Here is an 18,177-nt window from a genome sequence, read left to right as displayed (position 1 = left end):
ATAACAAATCTACGCGGTTGTTCATCCCCGGATTCATCAGCAGAGGTTTATCGCTATGCCTGATTACAAGGCCCCCTTGCGTGATATTCGCTTCGTTCGTGACGAACTGCTCGGTTACGAAGCGCACTATCAGAGCCTGCCGGCTTGCCAGGACGCTACGCCAGATATGGTTGACGCCATTCTTGAAGAAGGCGCCAAGTTTTGTGAGCAGGTGCTGGCACCGCTGAACCGCGTGGGTGACATCGAAGGCTGCACCTGGAGTGAATCCGGGGTTAAAACGCCGACAGGCTTTAAAGAAGCCTACAAACAATTCGTTGAAGGCGGCTGGCCAAGCCTGGCGCACGACGTCGACCACGGCGGCCAAGGCCTGCCGGAGTCCTTGGGCCTGGCGGTGAGTGAAATGGTCGGTGCGGCCAACTGGTCGTGGGGCATGTACCCGGGCCTGTCGCACGGCGCGATGAACACCATCTCCGAGCACGGCACTCCGGAGCAGCAAAATACCTACCTGACAAAGCTGGTAACCGGCGAATGGACCGGCACCATGTGCCTGACCGAATCGCACTGCGGTACCGACCTTGGCCTGCTGCGCACCAAGGCTGAACCTCAGGCAGATGGTTCGTACAAGATTTCCGGCACCAAGATCTTCATCTCGGCCGGTGAACACGACATGGCCGACAACATCGTCCACATCGTACTGGCCCGCCTGCCGGATGCACCTGCTGGCACCAAAGGTATCTCGCTGTTCATCGTGCCCAAGTTCAAGGCTAACGCCGACGGCACTCTGGGTGAGCGCAACGCCGTGTCCTGTGGCTCGCTTGAGCACAAAATGGGCATCCACGGTAACGCCACCTGCGTGATGAACTTTGACGGCGCCACCGGCTTCTTGATCGGCCCGCCGAACAAAGGCCTGAACTGCATGTTCACCTTCATGAACACCGCACGTCTGGGCACTGCACTGCAAGGCCTGTCCCACGCAGAAATCGCCTTCCAGGGCGGCTTGAAATATGCCCGTGACCGTCTGCAAATGCGTTCGCTGACCGGCCCTAAAGCCCCTGAAAAAGCGGCTGACCCGATCATCGTTCACCCGGACGTGCGTCGCATGCTGCTGACCACCAAAGCGTTTGCTGAAGGCAACCGCGCCATGGTGTATTTCACCGCCAAGCAAGTCGACATCGTGAAATACGGCGTTGATGAAGAAGAGAAGAAAAAAGCCGACGCGCTGCTGGCGTTCATGACGCCGATTGCTAAAGCGTTCATGACCGAAGTGGGCTTCGAAGCCGCCAACCACGGCGTGCAAATCTACGGCGGCCACGGCTTTATCGCTGAGTGGGGCATGGAGCAGAACGTTCGCGACAGCCGCATTTCGATGCTGTACGAAGGCACCACCGGTATCCAGGCACTCGACCTGCTGGGCCGTAAAGTGCTGATGACTCAAGGCGAAGCGCTTAAGGGCTTCACCAAGATCGTCCACAAGTTCTGCCAGAACAACGAAGGCAACGAAGCAGTTAAAGAGTTCGTCGCCCCGTTGGCTGCACTGAACAAAGAGTGGGGCGAGCTGACCATGAAGGTCGGTATGGCGGCCATGAAAGACCGTGAAGAAGTGGGTGCGGCCTCGGTCGACTACCTGATGTATTCCGGTTATGCGTGCCTGGCGTACTTCTGGGCTGACATGGCGCGTCTGGCGGCTGCAAAACTGGCCGAGGGCACTTCTGAAGAAGCCTTCTATAAAGCCAAGCTGCAGACTGCGCGCTTCTACTTCCAGCGCATCCTGCCGCGTACCCGCACACACGTTGCGGCCATGTTGTCGGGTGCTGCCAACCTGATGGACATGAAAGAAGAAGACTTCGATCTGGGCTACTAAGCCCCGGTGAGTCACCTTAAAAAGCCGCTTCTCCTTCGGGAAAGCGGCTTTTTTGGTTTTCCCCTGTAGGAGCGAGCTGCCTCGCGATCTTTTAAAGATCAAAAGATCGCGAGGCAAGCTCGCTCCTACAAAATAGTGACCGAATTATAAATATTAGTCACTGCTTGACCCTATGTATCACTCGCGTCGTTAAGCTAGACTGCGTCCCACATTAATCGTCGTTTACAGATTACGAGGTTTGCCATGGCTGATTACAAAGCGCCGCTGCGTGATATGCGCTTCGTCCTCAATGAAGTGTTCGAAGTTGCTGCTCTCTGGGCGCAACTGCCTGCATTGGCCGAGTCCGTTGATGCTGAAACGGTCGAAGCCATTCTCGAAGAAGCCGGCAAGGTGACTGCCAAGAGCGTCGCCCCGTTGAGTCGCGACGCTGACGAGGAAGGCTGCCACTGGAATGACTCCGTGGTGACCACGCCGGCCGGTTTTGTCGATGCCTATAAAACCTACGCCGAAGGCGGTTGGGTGGGCGTGGGCGGCAACCCGGAGTTCGGCGGCATGGGCATGCCTAAGGCGGTGTCGGCCCAGGTCGAAGAAATGATCAACTCCTCCAGCCTGGCCTTTGGCCTGTACCCGATGCTCACCTCTGGCGCCTGCGTGTCGATCAACGCTCACGCCAGCGAAGAACTCAAAGCCACTTACCTGCCCAATATGTACTCGGGCGAGTGGGCCGGTTCCATGTGCTTGACCGAGCCCCACGCCGGGACCGATCTGGGGATGATTCGCACCAAGGCCGAGCCGCAAGCTGACGGTTCGTTCAAGGTCAGCGGGACCAAGATTTTTATCACCGGTGGCGAACACGACCTCACCGAAAACATCATTCATTTAGTACTGGCCAAGCTGCCGGACGCACCCGCGGGGCCTAAAGGCATTTCGCTGTTCCTGGTGCCCAAGGTGCTGGTCAATGCCGATGGCAGCCTGGGTGAGCGCAACCCGGTGTTCTGCGGTTCGATCGAACACAAGATGGGCATCAAGGCGTCGTCGACCTGCGTGATGAACTTCGATGAGGCCGTGGGTTATCTGGTGGGTGAGCCTAACCGTGGCCTAGCGGCGATGTTCACCATGATGAACTACGAGCGTCTGGGCGTGGGTATCCAGGGCCTGGCCTCGGGCGAGCGCTCGTACCAGAACGCCGTGGAATATGCCCGTGACCGCCTGCAAGGGCGCGCGGCAACCGGCGCACAGGCCAAAGACAAAGCGGCTGACCCGATCATCGTGCACGCCGACGTGCGCCGCATGCTGCTGACCATGAAGGCGTCCAACGAAGGCGGCCGTGCGTTCTCGACTTACGTGGCCAATCAGTTGGACATCGCCAAGTTCAGCGAAGACCCGACCGCCCGCGCTCGCGCTGATGGTTTGGTGGCCTTGCTGACGCCGGTGGCCAAGGCTTTCCTGACTGACCTAGGGCTGGAGACCACGGTGCACGGCCAGCAAGTGTTTGGCGGCCATGGCTACATTCGCGAGTGGGGCCAGGAGCAACTGGTGCGCGATGTGCGCATCACGCAGATCTACGAAGGCACCAACGGCATTCAGGCGCTGGACCTGATGGGGCGCAAGATCGTCGGTAATCGCGGGGCTGACTACCGCGTGTTTGCTGACGAGATCCGCCAGTTCATCGCGCAGGCCCCGGCTGGCCTCAACGAGTTCACCCAGCCGTTGGCTGCTGCGCTGGACAACCTTGATCAGTTGACCACCTGGGTACTGGACCGCGCGCAACACAACCCGAATGAAATCGGCGCGGCGTCGGTGGAGTACCTGCACGTGTTCGGCTACACCGCGTATGCCTATATGTGGGCGCTGATGGCCCGTGCGGCGCAGGGAAAAGAGGCGGATGATGCGTTCTACGCCAGCAAGCTGGGCACTGCACGCTTTTATTTCGCGCGTTTATTGCCGCGTATTCATTCGTTGAGTGCTTCGGTCAAGGCGGGCAGTGAGTCGCTGTATTTGCTCGATGAAGCCCTGTTTTAAGGTGTTTAGTCATTTGTAAGCTTTTGCTTACATTACGTACTGCCAATCGCCCATATCGCGAAATTGGATCCATGGGTAATCTTGGTTTCAAGGACGTAGAGCAGGAAGCTCAAAGCAACAACACGGACACGTAGGATTCCGCCAGGATGGTGGAGCGAAAAGGATGTCAGGGAAACAGTCTGCAAAACCCCGCTTAGGCGGGGTTTTCTTTTTTGTGCGCCTGAAATTCCGATTTCTTGTAGTCGCTGCCGAGGCACGAGGCTGCGATGGGCGTTGCGCCGCTCTCAAGAAAACGGGTTGCTCCGCAACCCTTCGCAGCCTTCGGCAGCGACTACGAATGAATCACGTCTTCAAGCAGGCTGCGCAATAGCCCCAGCGTGGCTTGCTGGCGCTGGACGTCGCGGCACACCAGGCCGACCTTCAGCGGCACGCGAGGCTCGCTCAGGGGCTTCCAGAGCAGCGCCTGATGGTCATTCTCATGGCGCGAGCGCCCCGGCAGCACGGTCGCCAACTTGGTGTGCAGCAAGCTGTCGAGTATCCCGGCCATGGTGTTCAACTCGGCCTGCACCTGCGGGCGACGGCCCAGGCTGGCCAGTTGGTTTTGCCAGATCTGGCGCACCTGAAACTCTTCCCCGAGCAACAACATCGGCAACTCGGCGGCCTGTGCCAGTGACACTTTCTTGAATTCACGCAGCGGGTGATCCGCCGGGATGACCAGTTGCAGTTCATCTTCGTATAGCGGCGTGCCATGCAACCCCGGCTGGCGCGGCGGCAGGTAACTGATGCCGATGTCGAGTGAGCCATTGAGCAGGCGCCGCTCGATTTCCATGCCGGTCAATTCGTAAATCTGTACCACCAGATGCGGCTGTGCCTGGCGCACGCGCTCGAGCATTTGCGGCACCAGGCTGGTGTGCACGGTTTGCAGCACGCCAATGGCAATGGTGCGCAGTGCATGGCCCTGAAAGTTGCTCAACGCTTCACGCGCACGCTGCAAACCGTCGAGCAGCGGCAACGCGTGGTTGTACAGCGTGTGGGCGGCCAGGGTGGGCAGCAGGCGTTTGCTGCTGCGCTCGAAGAGGGTGACATCGAGGTTGTGTTCGAGCTGGCGGATCTGCTGTGACAGCGCCGGTTGGGAGATCGACAGACGCTCGGCAGCGCGGCCCACATGGCCTTCTTCGTACACCGCGACGAAATAACGCAGTTGCTTGAAATCCATAAGTAATACTTATCGAAAATGCTTAAAAAACGAAATAGCTCAAAGGCTTGTGGGCGCCTAGTCTACGCCCGTTCCACTGGGGCTATCGAGCTAAAACGCGCGATAAACCGTACCGGTGGCGCGCTTATTTACATAGGCAAGGCTAAAAACCCGTCAGAGGTTTTAGCGCCCGGGCCGTGCCGGGGCGGTTGCAAATCGAATCTGCTTATGAACACAAGGCCTGCGTGCATGAACCTGTTTAACTTGCGTCGCCCCCAAGCCCATCTTGCTCAACCCGTGGCGGAGCCTGCCCCCGCGCATGAGAGCACCCCCGAAGCCCGCTTTTGCCTGATGCCCAGCGTAGAACGCCCGGCGCAGGTGTTTGTGCGTGGCCAGGGTTCCTGGATGTGGGACAGCGACAGCCGTGCGTACCTCGATTTCACCCAGGGGGGGGCCGTGAACAGCCTGGGCCACAGCCCGGCGGTGCTGGTCAAGGCCATGACGGAACAAGCCCAGTCATTGATGAACCCCGGCGCAGGCTTTTATAACCGCGCGATGCTGACCCTGGCCGAGCGCTTGTGCCAGAGCACGGGCAGCGATCAGGTGCACTTTTTAAACACCGGGGCCGAGGCCAACGAAGGCGCGATCAAGCTGGCGCGCAAGTGGGGCCAACTGCACCGCAACGGCGCCCACCGGATCATCACCGCAACGCGCAGCTGCCACGGTCGCAGCTTCGGCGCGATGTCGGCTTCGGGCAGCGGCACCTTCGACAACCGCTTTGAGCCGCAGCTGCCGGGCTTTATCAACGTACCGTTTAACGACTTGCCTGCGCTGCACGCGGCGGTGGATGCACAGACCGTGGCCATCATGCTGGAGCCGGTGCAGAGCGATGCGGGGGTGATTCCGGCGACCGAGCATTACCTCAAGGGCGTCGAGCGCCTGTGCCGCGAGCTGGGTATTTTGCTGATTCTGGATGAAGTCCAGACCGGCATGGGCCGCTGCGGGTCGTTGCTGGCAGAGCAGAACTACGGCGTGCGCGCCGACATCGTAGCCCTGGGCAAAGGCCTGGGCGGCGGCGTGCCGTTGGCCGCATTGCTGGCCCGTGGCAAGGCATGCTGCCTGGAGCCCGGCGAGTTGGGCGGCACCCACCACGGCAACGCGTTGATGACGGCGGCCGGTGTGGCGGTGCTCGACACGATTCTGGAAAAAGATTTTCTGGCGCAAGTGCGCGACGCGGGTCAGTACCTGCGCGAAGGGCTGGGGCGACTGGCCAATAGTTATGCACAGGGTGAATTGCGCGGTCAGGGTTTGTTTTGGGGCCTGACCTTGTCGGATGACTCGGCTGAGGACGTGGTTAAAGCTGCGCTGTACGAAGGGCTGTTGATCACCGCCCCGCAGCCCAACTGCCTGCGCTTTACCCCGGCGTTGTGCGTCAGCAAAGGCAACATAGACGAGATGTTGCTGCGTCTGGCCCGGGCCTTTGCTCGCGTGCGTACGGCTCAGTTGCACTGCCGTCGTGCGGTTGCGACGTAACGCCTTTTAAAGAACCGTCTCGCGGTATAACGCGTCGCCCTGTGCCTGTTTCGTTCGGCGCGGGGCGTTTTTTTGTCTGTGGATAAGTCTGCGCTGAACCTTTTGTCGGGCCGATGAGTCGATTAAGGGTAAGGGCCGTGTGAGCCCGTTAAGGACTGGGAGCCTAGCGTATGGAATTTCTGAAGATCATCATTGCCATTTTGCTGCCGCCATTGGGCGTGTTCATGCAGGTGGGGTTTGGCGGGGCATTCTGGTTGAACATCTTGCTGACCCTGTGCGGCTACATCCCGGGGATGGTGCACGCGGTGTACATCATCGCCAAGCGTTCGAATTGACCCGTCATCTGTAGGAGCGAGCTTGTCTCGCGAGCTTTTAAAGATCAAAAGATCGCGAGGCGAGCTCGCTCCTACAGGGATTTTGGGGTTCAGGGGTTTAGCAATTCGCTGTAGAACTGCCATTCGTGCTCGAGCGCGTGGGCCTGGTTGCTGGCTTTGCGAAAGCCGTGGCGTTCTTGCGGGTAGTAATACGCTTTGGCCGGGATGCCGTTGTCTTCCAGGGCCTTGAGCATGTCGCGGGTTTGCTGTGGCACGACCACGGCGTCCAGTTCACCTTGAAAGAAGATCACTGGCACGCGGATTTGCCCGGCGTGCAGCAATGGCGTGCGCGCCGCGTAACGCTCGGCATCGCGCACAGGGTCGCCGATCAGCCAGTCGAGGTAGTCGCCTTCAAACTTGTGGGTGCTTCGCGTCAGCGCAATCGGGTCGCTGACGCCATACAGGCTGGCTCCGCCACGGAATACATCTTTGAACGCCAGCGCACACAGGGTGGTGTAGCCGCCCGCGCTGCCGCCGCGAATAAAGGCTTTTTCGCCATCAATCAGCCCTTGCCCGGCCAGGTAGCTGACCACCGCGCAGGCATCTTCAACGTCCACTTCGCCCCATTTCAGGTGCAAGGCTTGGCGATAGTCGCGGCCATAGCCGGTGCTGCCCCGGTAGTTGAGGTCGGCCACGGCAAAGCCGCGCTGGGTCCAGTACTGAATGCGCGGGTCGAGCATCGGGTAGCAGGCGGATGTCGGGCCGCCGTGCACGAAAACCACCAAGGGCGGTTTAACCTCGCCGTGCATCGCCGGGTAGAAGAAGCCGTGGGCTTCGCCGTTGCCGGACGGGTAGCGCAAGGTCTGCGGGCGGCTGATTTGTTCGGCGGGCAAGGGCGCTATGCCACCGGCCAGCATGCGGACCTGTTGGTCGCTGCGGCGAATGCGCAGGATCGCCGACGGGCTGACGGGGGAGGCGGCGATGCAATAGAGGTAGGCATCATCCAGCGCCAGGCAGCGAAACCGGCTGTAGTCGCCGGTGAAGTCTTCGACGCTGCCGTCAGCCGCGTGAATGCCCAAGCGTCCGAAACCGGCTTCGGTCCAGGTCGCCAAGTAGCTTTGTTCGCCCAGCGGCAGCCAGGTCCGGCCGCCCAACTGCCAAGGTGCCGGGGCGTGATCGGCCGCTGCGCTTTGCGCGGGCACCAGGCCTTCGCCCGACTCGGACCACGGCTGCCAGAAGCCGCCACGGTCTGTCAGGCAGTACAGACGGTTGTGTTCGTCAAAGCGCGGCTGTTGCAGAGACTCTTCGCTCAGGTCCCCGGCAATGCAGTGCGCGGGGTTCCATTGGCCCTGATGATGGCCTTCGGCGAGCATCAGGCGGGTGGAGGTCCAGGGTTGATGCGGGCGGCTCCACTCAATCCAGGCCAGGCGCTGGCCGTCCGGGCTGAGCGTGGGGGCAGCGTAAAAGTCGGCGCCTTCGGCCAGCACCTGGCGCTGGCGCGTGGTCAGGTCGATGCTGACCAGCCGATGCTGCGCGGCGTCTTCTTCTACCGCCAAAACGCGGCCGTGGGCAAACTGCACGTCGCCGTAGCGGCAGGTGCCGTGGGTCAGCGCTTGCGGTGCGCTGCCGTCCAGGGCCTGTTGGTACAGTTGCTGATCGGTTTCGTTGACGAACACCACGCCGTCATCGCTAAGGCAAAAAGAACCCCCGCCGTATTCATACACCCGGCTGCTCACGCTGAAGGTGGCGGGAGTCAGGCAATGCGCCTGCTCATCGCGCCAGTGCCAAATGCGGCAGGTGCCTTCTTGTGGGCGGTATTCGTTCCAGAACAGGCCGTGGGGGCCGACCCGCAGTTCGGCGAAATCGACACCGGCGGCAACGGCGAGGGCGGCGCTGAAAGGTTCAGCCTTTTGCGATGAGGCGTGAGTTTCGTTCATTTCTGAAGGCCAATTGTTCGATGGTCTGGGTGGCGTGCTCGGCTTCTTCGCGCGCCTTGAGAATCAGGTCGTGTTGCGGCGATTTACTGCACACCGGGTCCGCGTTGCTGGCGTCTCCGGTGAGCATAAAGGCTTGGCAACGGCAGCCGCCGAAGTCCTTTTCTTTCTCGTCGCACGAGCGGCAAGGCTCGGGCATCCAGTCATAGCCTCGAAAACGATTGAAGCCGAACGAGTCGTACCAGATGTGTTGCATGCTGTGGTCACGCACGTTAGGGAACTCGACCGGCATTTGTCTAGCCCCGTGGCACGGCAAGGCGGTGCCGTCCGGGGTCACGGTGAGGAAGATGCTGCCCCAGCCATTCATGCAGGCTTTTGGCCGCTCTTCGTAGTAGTCCGGGGTGACGAAGATCAGCTTGCACGGGTGGCCTTGTGCTTCGAGCTTGGCGCGGTATTCGTTGGTGATGCGTTCAGCGCGTACCAATTGCTCTTTGGTCGGTAGCAGGCCAACCCGGTTGAGCTGCGCCCAGCCGTAGAACTGGCAGGTCGCCAGCTCGACAAAGTCGGCTTCGAGGGCGATACACAGTTCGATGATGCGGTCGATTTTGTCGATGTTGTGCCGATGGGTGACGAAGTTCAGCACCATCGGGTAGCCGTGGGCTTTGACCGCGCGGGCCATTTCGAGCTTTTGCGCGAAGGCTTTTTTCGAGCCCGCGAGCAGGTTGTTCACTTGCTCGTCGCTGGCCTGGAAGCTGATCTGGATGTGGTCCAGCCCGGCCTTTTTGAAGTCGCTGATTTTTTGCTCAGTGAGACCGATGCCGGAGGTGATCAGGTTGGTGTAAAAACCCAGTTTGCGGGCCTCGCCGATCAGCTCGGCCAAGTCCTGACGCACCAGCGGCTCGCCGCCTGAAAAACCCAACTGTGCTGCACCCATTTCCCGCGCTTCACGAAACACTTTGACCCATTGCTCGGTGCTCAGCTCTTTGCCTTGCTGGGCGAAGTCCAGCGGGTTGGAGCAATACGGGCATTGCAGCGGGCAGCGATACGTCAGCTCGGCGAGCAGCCACAGCGGCAGGCCGACCTCGGGTTTGGGCGGCAGCGCCAGCGGTCTGTCAGACAAGTTCGATCCAGTGCTGTGCACGTGCGACCTCCATAAATTGCTCGATGTCATCACCCAGCTCCGGCACGCCGGGGAACTGCGCGTCCAGTGCGGCGATGATCGCCGCCACGTCGCGCTCGCCGTCGATCAGGCCACCGATCAGGGCGGCACTCTCGTTGAGTTTGATCATGCCTTCGGGGTAGAGCAGCACATGGCCTTTTTGTGCGGGTTCGTACTGAAAACGATAGCCCTGGCGCCAGGTCGGGGTTTTGCTGCGATCGAAGCTCATAGGGCGATTCCTTTGTGCCAGACACGTTGGTCGGTCACGCTGTGATAGGGCGGGCGGTCCAGCTCGTAGGCCATGGTCATGGCGTCGAGCATGCTCCACAAAATGTCCAGTTTGAACTGGAGAATCTCAAGCATGCGTTGCTGACCGGCGTAGGTGGTGTAGTGCTGCAAGGTGATCGCCAGGCCATGCTCAACGTCGCGGCGGGCCTGACCCAGGCGGGTGCGGAAGTATTCATAACCGGCCGGGTCGATCCACGGGTAATGCTGCGGCCAGCTGTCGAGGCGCGACTGGTGGATCTGTGGGGCAAACATTTCGGTCAGCGAGCTGCTGGCGGCTTCTTCCCACGTGGCGCGACGGGCGAAGTTGACGTAGGCGTCGACCGCAAAGCGCACGCCGGGCAGAACCAACTCCTGGGAGCGCAGTTGGTCGGGGTCCAGACCCACGGCCTGGCCCAGGCGCAGCCAAGCTTCGATGCCACCGTCTTCGCCGGGGGCGCCGTCGTGGTCGAGCAGGCGCTGAATCCACTCGCGGCGGACTTCGCGGTCCGGGCAGTTGGCCAGGATGGCGGCGTCTTTGAGCGGGATGTTGACCTGGTAATAGAAGCGGTTGGCGACCCAGCCCTGGATCTGTTCGCGGGTCGCGCGGCCTTCATACATCGCCACCTGATACGGGTGATAGATGTGGTAATACGCGCCTTTGGCCCGCAGCGCGGCTTCGAACTCGGCAGTGGAGAGTGGGGCTTGGGTCATGGTGCCTCCAGAAGGTGAACCTCTGTAGGAGCGAGCTTGCCTCGCGATCTTTTGATCGTTTAAAAGCTCGCGAGGCAAGCTCGCTCCTACAGGTTTTGGGTGTATTACAACTCGATGCTCATGCCGTCAAAGGCCACTTCAACGCCCCGGCGGGCCAGTTCGGCGCGCTCGGCGGAGTCTTCGTCGAGGATCGGGTTGGTGTTGTTGATGTGGATCAGCACCTTGCGCTGCTCGGGCAGTTGTTCCAGCACTTCGAGCATGCCGCCGGGGCCGTTCTGCGCCAGGTGGCCCATTTCACGGCCGGTGCGGGTGCCCACGCCACGGCGTTGCATTTCGTCGTCGTCCCACATCGTGCCGTCCACCAGCAGGCAATCGCTGCCGGCCATGATGTCCAGCAACGGCGCGTCGACCTTGCCCAGCCCCGGCGCGTAGAACAGTTTGCCGCCGGTGCGCAGGTCTTCAACGATCAGGCCGATGTTGTCGCCCGGGTGCGGGTCGAAGCGGTGCGGCGAGTAAGGCGGCGCAGCACTGCGCAACGGCAGCGGGCTGAAACGCAGGTTCGGGCAGGCCGGGATGGTGAACGAGCCGTGCAGCTCGATGCGGTTCCAGTTCAGGCCGCCGTTCCAGTGCTTGAGCATGTTGAACAGCGGGAAGCCGGTGCTCAGGTCTTCGTGGACCATGTCGGTGCACCACACCTCGTGCGGGCAGCCTTCGCGCAGGCTGAGCAGGCCGGTGGTGTGGTCGATCTGGCTGTCCATCAAAATAATGGCGCTGATGCCGGTGTCACGCAGGGCGCGGCCCGGTTGCATCGGGGCGAAGCTCTGGAGTTGCGCGCGGATGTCGGGCGAGGTGTTGCACAGCACCCAGTTGACGCCATCGTCAGAGATCGCAATCGAGGATTGGGTGCGTGCTTTGGCGTTCAGGCTGCCATCGCGAAAACCCGCGCAGTTCACGCAGTTACAGTTCCACTGTGGAAAACCACCGCCGGCGGCGGAACCTAAAATCTGGACAAACATGGCGTGTTCTCTTGCAAATCTGAAAATAAAAACGCCCCGGCGAGCCGAGGCGTTGGGTTGCTCTGCTCAACTCTTGATAACCAAGAGCCGGGACAGATCAACGGCTTGCGAAGTACATGGTCACTTCAAAGCCAATACGCAGGTCGGTGTAAGCAGGTTTAGTCCACGACATAGGGTGTCTCCTTCAGCGGTTGGTGGGGTGTCTCTGGGTTAGTCCCTCTCCCGAAGGAGTGGTTCTGACAACTTGGACGGCTATGTTACTAAAATTGTCTGTTGCTGAGCGCTCTATGTCGGAGAAAGCTCATTACGCGGTTGGTAAAAATCAGCTTTGTCCGAGAAAAAACGTTTCAGTTGCGGGCTGGGTAGCCAGACACAGCCAAGCGCATTCAGGCTGATTAATCTGCTGAGCTGCCTGCAGTGTAGTCTGAGGATCCAGCCTTATAAGCGCGGTATAGAGCGCTTTCAAGTCGTCCGACGGGTGGCCCCCCCTTTTTGCTTGCCACAGCAGTTCGCTCGCTTGAGCCCCGCTCAATGACTCGGGCAAAAACTGCTGCGCCAAGGCGTCTCGCGCCTGGATGAAGGTTGTTTCATCCAGTGCCGTGATGAGCGTCGGCAATTGAGCCAGGAATGCGCGGATGTGCTCGAAGATGTCTGCCACGGGGGCGTGAGGCGATTGCACGCCGAACAGCAGGCCGGTTTGCCCATTGATCTGGCGCAGCCCGCTGAACACCGCGTAGCCCAATTGCTGCTCAACCCGCAGTTGTTGATAGAACGGCGTGCTTGCCAACTGGGCGAGCAAACGCCACGCGGCCTCGGCCGCCAGATCACCGGCGGGTGCCGGGCAAAACAGCAGCACGGCGTGTTCACTGGAATTGCAGGGTTCTGTGACCCAGCGCCGTTGGGTCGAGTGCGCGGCCACTGGCAAGTGTGCGTCCGGCGTGCCGGGGGCTTTGTTCAAGGCGGCGCTGATCAAGGGCTGCGTGGCCGCAGGCAGGCCGAGCGCGAGGCCGTCCCAGCGCGCCGCCGCCCAGCCTTGGCTGGCATCGCTCAACGTGGCTTCGGTGGCAGGCTGGCTGCATTGCGGCAGGCGTTTGAGTAGCTGGCGAATCGGCATCAACGGCGCCGCTGGCGAGGTGCCCGGCGGTGCGTCCGGTGTTTCGAGGGCTCGCAAAGCGTGCTCCAGAATGGCGGGCATCGGCGTGTGCAAGCCCTGCATTTTCAGCTGCCAGTCATGGCCTGAAGCACTGCATGACAGTTCGACCCCGGCCTCGCGGGCATCCTGTTGCAGCGGGTGCAGGCGGTTCTCCAGTGCGAGCAGCAGGCTGTCGGCAGGGCTGGCCGGCAAGCGCCAACGCAGATAAACCGCGGCCTCGTGGCCGGTGGCGGGCAGGTCTGCGCTGAAGCTCATGGCCGAATGATCACGGCGGCTGCGCAAGCGGTCTTGGGCAAAGGTGCGCAAGCCCCGGTGAGCGCTGGTCTGGCCACGGATCAATCCCGCATTGGCTGGCTTTTCGGGGGCGCTCAAAAACGGGTTGGGCGGTGGCAACTGCCAGGCGTGTCCAGTGGCCGGTTGCGCCGCGGGCAGCATCTGTTGCAGTAGGCCTGCGAGCGCTGCTACGGCTTGATCTGACAACCCAGGCACACGTTGCTCACAATCAGCGCGGGCCAGTTCCAGCGCGCTGCTGACCTCCAGCTGACGCTGGCGCAGCCATTGGAATTCGTTGCGCAGGGCGGGATGGTTTTGCTGCGTGTTGAAATAGGCCAGCCAGTCGTAAAACGCTTCACGGACTGGCGTGGCGTTTTGCGTCATGTTGCCCGCGGCGCTGAAGGCGATGTGCAGCAGCGCCTGGCCTTCGAACTGGTACAGCGTTTCGGCTTTCAGGCCGGTGCACAGTTGCTGCTCGCGCAGGTAGGCGATAAGGCCTCCCGGCTTGTCGGCATTGATCCAGCGGCACAAAAAGTCCAGCGCCGTGCTGGAGGCCTCGGGCAGTTGTTCGAAGGCGAACAGCAGGTTCAGGTGTTGGTCGTCGAGTTGCTGGTACACGGTTTCGCCGTTTGGCAGCAAGGCCGGTGGGCGGTTTTGCGCCTTCACTGGGCCGGTGGCGAAGGGCTCGGTATAGCGCTCGGCCAGGGCTAGCAGTTCGTCTTCGGGTACCGGGCCGACCAGGCTCAGGCTGATGTTGCCGGCGTGATAAAACGTTCGGTAAAAATCATGCAGGGCGTGCTGAAATGCAGGGCGCTGGATCGGCAGGCTGTAGCGATTACCGGCGTGAAAAGCCCGCAGCGGGTGGGACGGGTTCAGCGGCTGGAGCAATTCGAACTGGCGCCGGGCCGATGGCTCACGGGCCCAGGCGATAAATTCTGCGTGCAGTACTTCACGTTCGCGCAGTTGCTCTGCCGGGTTCATGCGTGGCTGAGCGAGCATGTCGCACAAACGCGCCAGGCCGCCTTCGAACGCTGCCACCGGCAGTTCAAAAAAGAAGTCGGTGTGGCGCTCGCTGGTGCGGGCGTTGACCTGGCCGCCGTGGCGTTGCACATAGGCCATCAGGTTGTCGGCGGCGGGGTAGCGCTCGGTGCCGAGGAACAACAGGTGTTCGAGAAAGTGCGCGAGCCCCGGCCAGGCGGCTGGCACGTCGTGGCTGCCTGCGTGAACCCGTAAAAACGCCGCACAGCGCTTGAGGCGCGGCGCGTGGCGCAGTGAAAGAGTCAGGCCGTCAGTGAGGGTCAAACGGCGGGCTTGGGAAGGGTTCAGCGCAGACATGGGCATTTCCGGAACAGAGATGCCCACATGCTAGCGGATTACGGGCGATCAGCGCTTGCTCAGCGCGGTGTAAAGTTCGGGGCGGCGATCAGCCAGGTAGAAGTTGCCGGTGCGGGCATCCTCCAGTTGTTGGCTTTCGAGGGTGGCGGTAATCAGGATTTCGTCCTGCTCGGCTACGGCGATTTGCTGGCCGTTGGGGGCGCTAATGCTGCTTTGCCCGCAGTAATGAACATTGCCTTCGTGCCCGCAATAGTTGGCGTAGGCCACATAGCACTGGTTTTCGAAGGCCCGGCTACGCACGGTAACCTCGGCGATAAAGTCGTACGGCGCCATATTGGCGGTGGGGACGACGATCAGCTCGGCCCCGGCGAGGGCCAGACGGCGGGTGTTTTCGGGGAATTCGAGGTCGTAGCAAATCAGCAGGCCGAGTTGCCAGCCATTCAGTTCGAACACCGGAAAGGCGTCCGGGCCGGGGCTGAACATGTCGCGATCGAGTTGGCCGAACAGATGGGTTTTGCGGTAGTTGCACAGGCTTTTGCCGTGGCTGTCGATCACCTGCACGCTGTTGTAGATGTGCCCGTCAAGGTCGCGCTCGGGGTAGCCGTAGGCAATCGCGATGCCGGTGGTTTGCGCCAGTTCGGCAATTTGTAGTGCGGCGTCGCCGTCAGAGGGCTGGGCCAGATCGGCCACCGCTTTGGCGCCAATGTTGTAGCCCGTGAGGAACATTTCGGGCAGGACCAGCAAGTCAATGCCTTGGGCTTGCGAAGCGATGGAAGCCAGGCGCTGGAGGTTGCCTGCCACATCGAGTGGCAAGGGTTGGCATTGGTAAAGGGCGATGCGCATGGTGGCTCTCCTTATTCACTATCCCTGAGGGAGCGGGCTTGCTCGCGATGCAGGCGACGCGGACTAGCTCAGTGACCGCGTTGATGCCATCGCGAGCAAGCCCGCTCCCACAGTCGGATTTATGTAGCGGTCAGTCCGGCAAGGCAATCGGGCCGATGTCGTGGAAGACATCGCCTGGGCCCGGGTTGTCGGCGTGGGTGCTGCCGCCGAAGTGGGTCATGATGCCCCAGACCGCGTTCAACGACGTTTGCACCGCGCCTTCAACCCAGGCCGGTGTCCATGAGACATCATCGCCGGCAATAAAAATCCCGCGCTGTTCGCTGGGCAGGTCTTGCTGCATGAAATGCGCGTACATGCGCTGGTTGTATCGGTAGTGACCCGGCAGCGCACCTTTGAAGGCGCCGAGGAAATGCGGGTCGGCTTCCCATGACACGGTGATCGGATCGCCGATGATGCGGCTGGCGATGTCGACCTTCGGGTAGATCTTTTTCAGCGAGTCGAGGGCCAGCTTGACGCGTTTTTCCACAGGGTGCGGGAGCATTTTCAGCGCATCGCTCATCCATGAGTACGACAGGCAAATCACCCCCGGCTTGTCGTCACCGTTGTCGAACAGGTAGGTGCCACGGGTCAGGCGGTCGGTGAGGGTCATGCTCATCAGGTCGCGGCCGGTGTCCGGGTCTTTGTCTTTCCAGAACGGGCGGTCGACCATGACGAAGGTTTTTGACGACTGCATGTAACGGGTACGGTCCAGCGCCATCCATACTTTTTGTGAGAACAGCGATTCTTCGCAGTCGATTTGCGTGGTCAGCAACCAGCTTTGGCACGTCACCAACACCGCTTCGTGGGTGCGGGTGACGCTGAGGTTGTCGGTGACCGAGAACTGCCCGTCAGCGGCACGGGAAATAGCCTTGACCCCGGTGCGCGGCGCGCCGCGATGCAGCGAGCGCAGGCTGGTACCTTCAGGCCAATGGGCGCATCGCTGCGGCACATGGCTCCAGATGCCCAGTGGCACTTGCTCGACGCCGCCTACCACGAGGTGCTGGTGGTCGTCGCAGTTGGTCATTACCACGCGGAAAATTTCCAGCATCGAGTTGGGGAAGTCCGAGTCCCAGCCGCCGGTGCCAAACCCGACCTGACCAAACACTTCGCGGTGCTGGAAAGACAACTTGGCGAAGGCTTTGGAGGTGGCGACAAAGTCATAGAAGGTGCGGTCGTCCCACAACGGAACCAGGGTATTCCACAGCTCTTTCAGGCGCGGGACGTCGCGGTCGCGGATGGCTTGTTGAATATCGCCAAAGCGCGAGCCTTCCTCCAGCGCGTCTGCCCAGGCATCGGCCACTTCCTGGAACAGGGCGGGCAGATCCGCCAGCTTTTGTGCGTAAAAGGTCTGGCCTTCGAGGTCGATGACGGTGCTGCCGGACGCGGGTGTCAGCGGGTTGGGGAACGGTTTGGTTTCCAGCCCCAGCTTGTCGACGTAATGGTAAAACGCGGTGGAAGACACCGGAAAACGCATGCCGCCCAGCTCGGCAATCACCCCTTCGCTGCCCTCGAAGGCTTGCGAACGCAGGCGCCCGCCCATCTTCGACGCTTCATAAACCACGGGCTTGAGGCCCAGCTTCATCAACTCGTAAGCGGCCACCATGCCCGCCATCCCGGCGCCGACAATCGCCACCTCAGCGCCCAGCTTATTGGCCGGAATACTGCCCAGCCCGGCCGGGTGTTCGATCCAGTCATCAAAGGCAAAGGGGAAGTCGGGGCCGAAAATAGTGATCGGTTTTTTGCCGTCGGCAGGGTGGCGATTGTTCTTGTTCATGGCTGACCTTACTGGGCGACTCGCGTTACACGTGAGTATAGGAAAAGACAGTCGCCAGTTTAGGGAGCGCGGAACACGGTAATAAGACGCAAAGTGTCGTCGTTATGACATTTGTTTAGTCAATATGACGAATCTGGCTGACAGAGTGATGTGTGGCGCAGGCATAACGCCTTAGCCGCGATCAACCTTGCTGCTGAGAATGATCGAGGTGGTGGTTTTTTCGACACCGTCGACGCTGCCGATCTGATCGAGCAACTGGTCCAGTTGCTCGGGGGATTCGCTGCGCAGCCAGGCCACGTAATCGAACTCGCCACTCACAGCGCACAACTGTTGCACCTGGGCCATGCTGCTCAGACGCCGCACCACCTCCTTGCCGGAGCGCGGCTGCACGGTAATCCCGACATAGGCTTGCAGCCCGCCATCCACCAGACGCTGGCTCAAACGCACGCCATAGCCGGTGATGACCCTGGTTTTCTCCAGCCGCGCCAGGCGCGACGTCACCGTGGTGCGCGCAATCCCCAACTGCCGCGCCAGCATCGCCACACTCTCACGCGCATTAAGCTGCAAGGCCGCGATTAATTGGCGGTCAATGTCATCCAGTGCAGGCGGGTGGGTATCAGGCACAGGAAGGCTCCGGTGTGGGCAGGGTGGGGCAGGTAGGGTAAGGGACAGGCCGGGTCTTCTCAACCGGCAAAATCTGGCCCGGCAGTGTTGAAATTGATGAGCGTTGATCTACGCTTGCCCGAAG

15 protein-coding genes are annotated in these 18,177 nt (G+C 61.0%); 4 read left to right on the top strand and 11 right to left on the bottom strand.

The features are described 5' to 3' along the window. The first annotated feature begins 55 nt into the window (after positions 1–55). Both TU84_RS20370 and TU84_RS20365 read left to right on the top strand, forming a co-directional pair. Positions 56–1,861: a phenylacyl-CoA dehydrogenase gene (locus tag TU84_RS20370; protein ID WP_048372280.1), complete on the top strand. Its 1,806-nt coding sequence runs from the start codon at positions 56–58 to the stop codon at positions 1,859–1,861. A gap of 243 nt (positions 1,862–2,104) precedes the next feature. After that, complete coding sequence (locus TU84_RS20365; protein WP_048372278.1) at positions 2,105–3,883, top strand: acyl-CoA dehydrogenase C-terminal domain-containing protein; 1,779 nt, start codon at positions 2,105–2,107, stop codon at positions 3,881–3,883. A gap of 331 nt (positions 3,884–4,214) precedes the next feature. Here TU84_RS20365 and TU84_RS20360 read toward each other — a convergent pair whose 3' ends face one another. Next, entirely contained in the window at positions 4,215–5,099 is an 885-nt protein-coding gene (locus TU84_RS20360) for a LysR family transcriptional regulator (protein WP_048372276.1), read from the bottom strand. Between the two features lie 228 nt (positions 5,100–5,327). Between TU84_RS20360 and TU84_RS20355 the strand changes: the two genes are divergently transcribed. Together TU84_RS20355 and TU84_RS25730 are read left to right on the top strand one after the other, a co-directional pair. Continuing rightward, entirely contained in the window at positions 5,328–6,611 is a 1,284-nt protein-coding gene (locus TU84_RS20355; RefSeq protein WP_048372274.1) for an aspartate aminotransferase family protein, read from the top strand. Between the two features lie 170 nt (positions 6,612–6,781). Then, complete coding sequence (locus TU84_RS25730) at positions 6,782–6,946, top strand: YqaE/Pmp3 family membrane protein (RefSeq protein WP_048372272.1); 165 nt, start codon at positions 6,782–6,784, stop codon at positions 6,944–6,946. Between the two features lie 89 nt (positions 6,947–7,035). On the opposite strand, the gene TU84_RS20345 is transcribed toward TU84_RS25730, so the two are convergent. The 10 genes from TU84_RS20345 to TU84_RS20305 all read right to left on the bottom strand — a co-directional run bounded on the left by TU84_RS20345 (position 7,036) and on the right by TU84_RS20305 (position 18,053). Next, positions 7,036–8,862: a S9 family peptidase gene (locus TU84_RS20345; RefSeq protein ID WP_048372270.1), complete on the bottom strand. Its 1,827-nt coding sequence runs from the start codon at positions 8,860–8,862 to the stop codon at positions 7,036–7,038. Next, entirely contained in the window at positions 8,828–10,000 is a 1,173-nt protein-coding gene (gene pqqE, locus TU84_RS20340) for a pyrroloquinoline quinone biosynthesis protein PqqE (protein WP_048372269.1), read from the bottom strand. Before pqqE ends, TU84_RS20345 begins: the two co-directional genes overlap by 35 nt. Then, positions 9,972–10,247, bottom strand: a complete 276-nt coding sequence (gene pqqD / locus TU84_RS20335) for a pyrroloquinoline quinone biosynthesis peptide chaperone PqqD (protein WP_048372268.1) — start codon at positions 10,245–10,247, stop codon at positions 9,972–9,974. Before pqqD ends, pqqE begins: the two co-directional genes overlap by 29 nt. Next, positions 10,244–10,996, bottom strand: a complete 753-nt coding sequence (gene pqqC / locus TU84_RS20330; RefSeq protein WP_048372266.1) for a pyrroloquinoline-quinone synthase PqqC — start codon at positions 10,994–10,996, stop codon at positions 10,244–10,246. The genes pqqD and pqqC overlap by 4 nt, the downstream gene beginning before the upstream one ends. A gap of 104 nt (positions 10,997–11,100) precedes the next feature. After that, positions 11,101–12,012 (bottom strand): pyrroloquinoline quinone biosynthesis protein PqqB, encoded by a 912-nt coding sequence (gene pqqB / locus TU84_RS20325; RefSeq protein WP_048372265.1) that lies wholly within the window; start codon positions 12,010–12,012, stop codon positions 11,101–11,103. Between the two features lie 97 nt (positions 12,013–12,109). Beyond that, positions 12,110–12,184: a pyrroloquinoline quinone precursor peptide PqqA gene (gene pqqA / locus TU84_RS25725; protein ID WP_003422658.1), complete on the bottom strand. Its 75-nt coding sequence runs from the start codon at positions 12,182–12,184 to the stop codon at positions 12,110–12,112. Positions 12,185–12,334: 150 nt separating this feature from the next. Next, positions 12,335–14,773 carry a pyrroloquinoline quinone biosynthesis protein PqqF gene (gene pqqF / locus TU84_RS20320; protein ID WP_048372263.1) on the bottom strand — a complete coding sequence of 813 codons (2,439 nt, stop codon included), beginning with the start codon at positions 14,771–14,773 and terminating at the stop codon, positions 12,335–12,337. A gap of 48 nt (positions 14,774–14,821) precedes the next feature. Continuing rightward, a complete protein-coding gene (locus tag TU84_RS20315; RefSeq protein ID WP_048372261.1) occupies positions 14,822–15,616 on the bottom strand; it encodes a carbon-nitrogen hydrolase family protein in 795 nt (264 codons plus the stop codon). A 130-nt stretch (positions 15,617–15,746) separates the two neighbouring features. Then, entirely contained in the window at positions 15,747–17,429 is a 1,683-nt protein-coding gene (locus tag TU84_RS20310) for a flavin monoamine oxidase family protein (RefSeq protein ID WP_048372259.1), read from the bottom strand. 171 nt (positions 17,430–17,600) lie between these two features. After that, positions 17,601–18,053: an Lrp/AsnC family transcriptional regulator gene (locus tag TU84_RS20305; RefSeq protein WP_048372258.1), complete on the bottom strand. Its 453-nt coding sequence runs from the start codon at positions 18,051–18,053 to the stop codon at positions 17,601–17,603. Positions 18,054–18,177 lie beyond the last annotated feature (124 nt).

This window comes from Pseudomonas helleri, from assembly GCF_001043025.1.
GTDB classification, from domain to species: Bacteria; Pseudomonadota; Gammaproteobacteria; order Pseudomonadales; family Pseudomonadaceae; genus Aquipseudomonas; species Aquipseudomonas helleri.
The sequence above is the reverse complement of the archived record's forward strand: the minus strand, read 5'-3'. Positions and strand labels throughout refer to the sequence as shown.